Source organism: Terriglobus sp. YAF25 (assembly GCF_052113305.1).
Taxonomy (GTDB): Bacteria; Acidobacteriota; Terriglobia; order Terriglobales; family Acidobacteriaceae; genus Terriglobus.
Window position 1 is genome coordinate 1 of the sequence record NZ_JBFRCY010000638.1, and the last position, 2,748, is coordinate 2,748.

General features: G+C 56.9%; 3 protein-coding genes. 2 read left to right on the forward strand and 1 reads right to left on the reverse strand.

The window, feature by feature from the left end; translation table 11 throughout:
• On the reverse strand, nucleotides 1–632 hold a 632-nt coding region (locus tag AB4043_RS21595; protein WP_442308046.1), incomplete at its 3' end, for a SpoIVB peptidase S55 domain-containing protein.
• A gap of 355 nt (nucleotides 633–987) precedes the next feature.
• On the opposite strand from AB4043_RS21595, the gene AB4043_RS21600 reads away from it, so the two are divergent.
• Both AB4043_RS21600 and AB4043_RS21605 read left to right on the forward strand, forming a co-directional pair.
• Nucleotides 988–1,539, forward strand: coding sequence for a sigma-70 family RNA polymerase sigma factor (locus AB4043_RS21600; protein ID WP_442308047.1), 552 nt, complete (start codon nucleotides 988–990; stop codon nucleotides 1,537–1,539).
• A gap of 131 nt (nucleotides 1,540–1,670) precedes the next feature.
• Nucleotides 1,671–2,748, forward strand: a 1,078-nt coding sequence (locus AB4043_RS21605; protein WP_442308048.1) for a VWA domain-containing protein, incomplete at its 3' end; no start/stop codon positions are given.

Genomic DNA, 2,748 nt, shown 5'->3' on the forward strand with positions numbered 1-2,748 from the left:
GGCTGTTTCTCTCCCGGCGACGCCGAACCGATGCCGGCCACAGGGTTCAGACCCAGCGAGGTAAAGCGATCCCGGAACAGGGCCACCGTGTCCTGTGAGAAGCCAGTGAAGACGAGTGAGGTCTCCATCGGGACAATCTCACCTGAGGTGGATGTTGGCCGAGGCGTAAGATCAGAGGCTCCTGAGGTGGTGGCCGGGGTCGCAGGAATCACGGGGAGAGCAGAGTTGCGCACCTGCAGCATCTGCTCAATGGGCGTGATGCCGGCGATGGGTTCCTTACTGAACTGACCGATGCGGTAGCTGAGCGCACCCAGGAGTTTGCCATCGATATATACCGGCGACCCGGACATACCGGCAACTACGCCGGTGTACTCCGGTTTTGCACCATGCAGCCGCGCGAGGATCATGTCCTGTCCTGGGCCGATGGCGTTGCGGAGCAGGCCGAGGATCTCAACATCCATTGGCTCAGGCGTGATCCCCTCGAAGACCGTCCATGCAGTGGCATGCTGCCCCCGATGGACCTCTTTGAGCGGATAGAAACTCGYGGACGTAGGAGGGACCCTGGCCGCTGATTGGCCAATTGCGGTCAGCGGGAGGGTGACCAGGACGAAAGCTAGAGCGGCACGAAACATCGGCTTAACTTAAAGAGCAGTGTACGAGATTCGACGGATGGTTTTTCAGCCAGTTAGCGAAGAAGTGTCATAGGTAACTTGACGACGAAGTGTAATAGGTAATGCTCCCGTGCGTCTGTACAGGCAGAAAACCGGGATGGACCTGGCGAAAAGGAGAGCCCAATGCGTTTGAAATGTGACAATTGCCCCTGCGGCAGCACCTGCACCTGCCCGATTTGCAACTGTGTCAGCCGCCGTTAGACCTGGAACCGTCCGCGGAGGGGCGTGATTCGTTCCTCCGCGGTCCCGGCGCTGGCGGCAGGAGTTTGATGACACACCCTCGCAACAGGAAAAAGGCTCTAATCCAATATTTGTGATGACTGATACAAATCTGAATACGCTTTTGTCGCATAGACAGCAATTCCTGGGGTTTGTGCGCCGTCGCGTCCAGGACCAGGCGCTTGCCGAGGACCTGCTGCAGGGCGCCTACCTCCGTGCCCTGAAGTCCGAGGGAACACCGCAGGATGAGGAGTCCGTGGTGGCATGGTTTTATCGGATTCTACGCAATGCTGTCATTGACCAGTACCGTCGTAAGACGACGGAGAGCAAGGCGCTTTCGGCATGGGGGAAAGAGATGGAAGCCGAGGTGGTTCCAGCTCCCGAGCTTCGAAATGAAATCTGTGCGTGCCTTAGCAAAGTGTTGGATCAGCTTCCAGCAAATTACGCGGATCTACTGAAATCGGTCGATCTTGGGGAGCAGCCCTTGCAGCAGTTTGCGGYAGAACAGGGAATCTCGGCTGGCAATGCCGCGGTTAGGGCTCATCGGGCAAGGGCGTCGCTGCGGAAGCAGTTGACCAGGACCTGTGGCGCCTGCTCCGAGCATGGCTGCATCGACTGCACCTGTCGCTCGCGGAACATTTCTGTTTAAAGCTCGTCTACATGGATGGAATACTCCGTCTGCCCGCGGTACACCTTTGAGTGGCGAGTGGAGTAAAGTCGATATCGATGAACATGCGAGATCTCATCCGTTTGGCAGTTGCTGCAGTTTTGGGAATTGTTTTGTCTGCAGGTACAGTCGTGGCGCAACAGCAGCCGACAACGCCGGCGCCCACAGGAGATGACAGCGGCCCGGTACAGCAGAACGACGGCATTGTGCTGAAAAAGAAGCAGCCGAAAGATGACTCGGCGCCTCCTCCCCCTGCTCCCGCAGAGGAGAAGATCAAGAATCCAAAAGGGTTGGATCTTCCGGTCATCCGCGTCAATGTGCCAGTGGTGACCGTGGATGTAAGCGTACTGCTCGACAAGAACCGGCAGTTTGTTCCTGGGCTTAAGGCAGGGAACTTCCGCATAACCGAAGACGGCGTTCCGCAGCCGGTCAACGATCTACGGACGATGAAGGCTCCCATCACGGCGGTGATGCTGCTGGAGTTTGCCTCGAACAACTGGTACTTCATCCAGGACATGCAAAATACGGCTGCGGCCTTCTTCCGTTCCTTGAAAGAAGATGACTACATTGCCGTCATCACCTACGACCTCCGTACCCGCATCCTGACTGACTTCACCAAAGACAAGATGATGACGCTACAGGCGCTGCAAACCCTGACGATTCCAGGGTTCAGCGACACCAACCTCTTTGACGCGCTGTACGAGACGCTGGACCGCGTAAGCCGTATCGAGGGCCGCAAGTACATCATCCTGGTGGGCAGCGGACGCGATACCTTCTCCAAGATTAACCTCGACACCATTCTGAAGAAGATCAAGGCAACGTCGAATGTCACCATCTTTGCCATCGGCACTGGCCAGTTAGTGCGTACCATGGCAGAGCCCGGTATGGGTGGTATTCAGAGGCTGGACTATCTGCAGGCCGACAACCAGATGAAGACCTTTGCCTCGATGACGGGCGGCCTGTCGTTCTTCCCGCAGTTCCAGGGAGCATTGCCGGACATCTTCGCGTCGATCAACGATTCCATCCGCAACCAGTACGTGCTGAGCTATAAGCCCTCCAATCCCAACCAGGACGGCAGCTATCGCAAGATCAAGGTGACGCTGGTCGATAACGAGGGCCAGCCGCTGAAGATGGTCGACGAAAAGGGCAAGCAGCTCAAGTACTCCATCATTGCACGTGATGGTTATACGG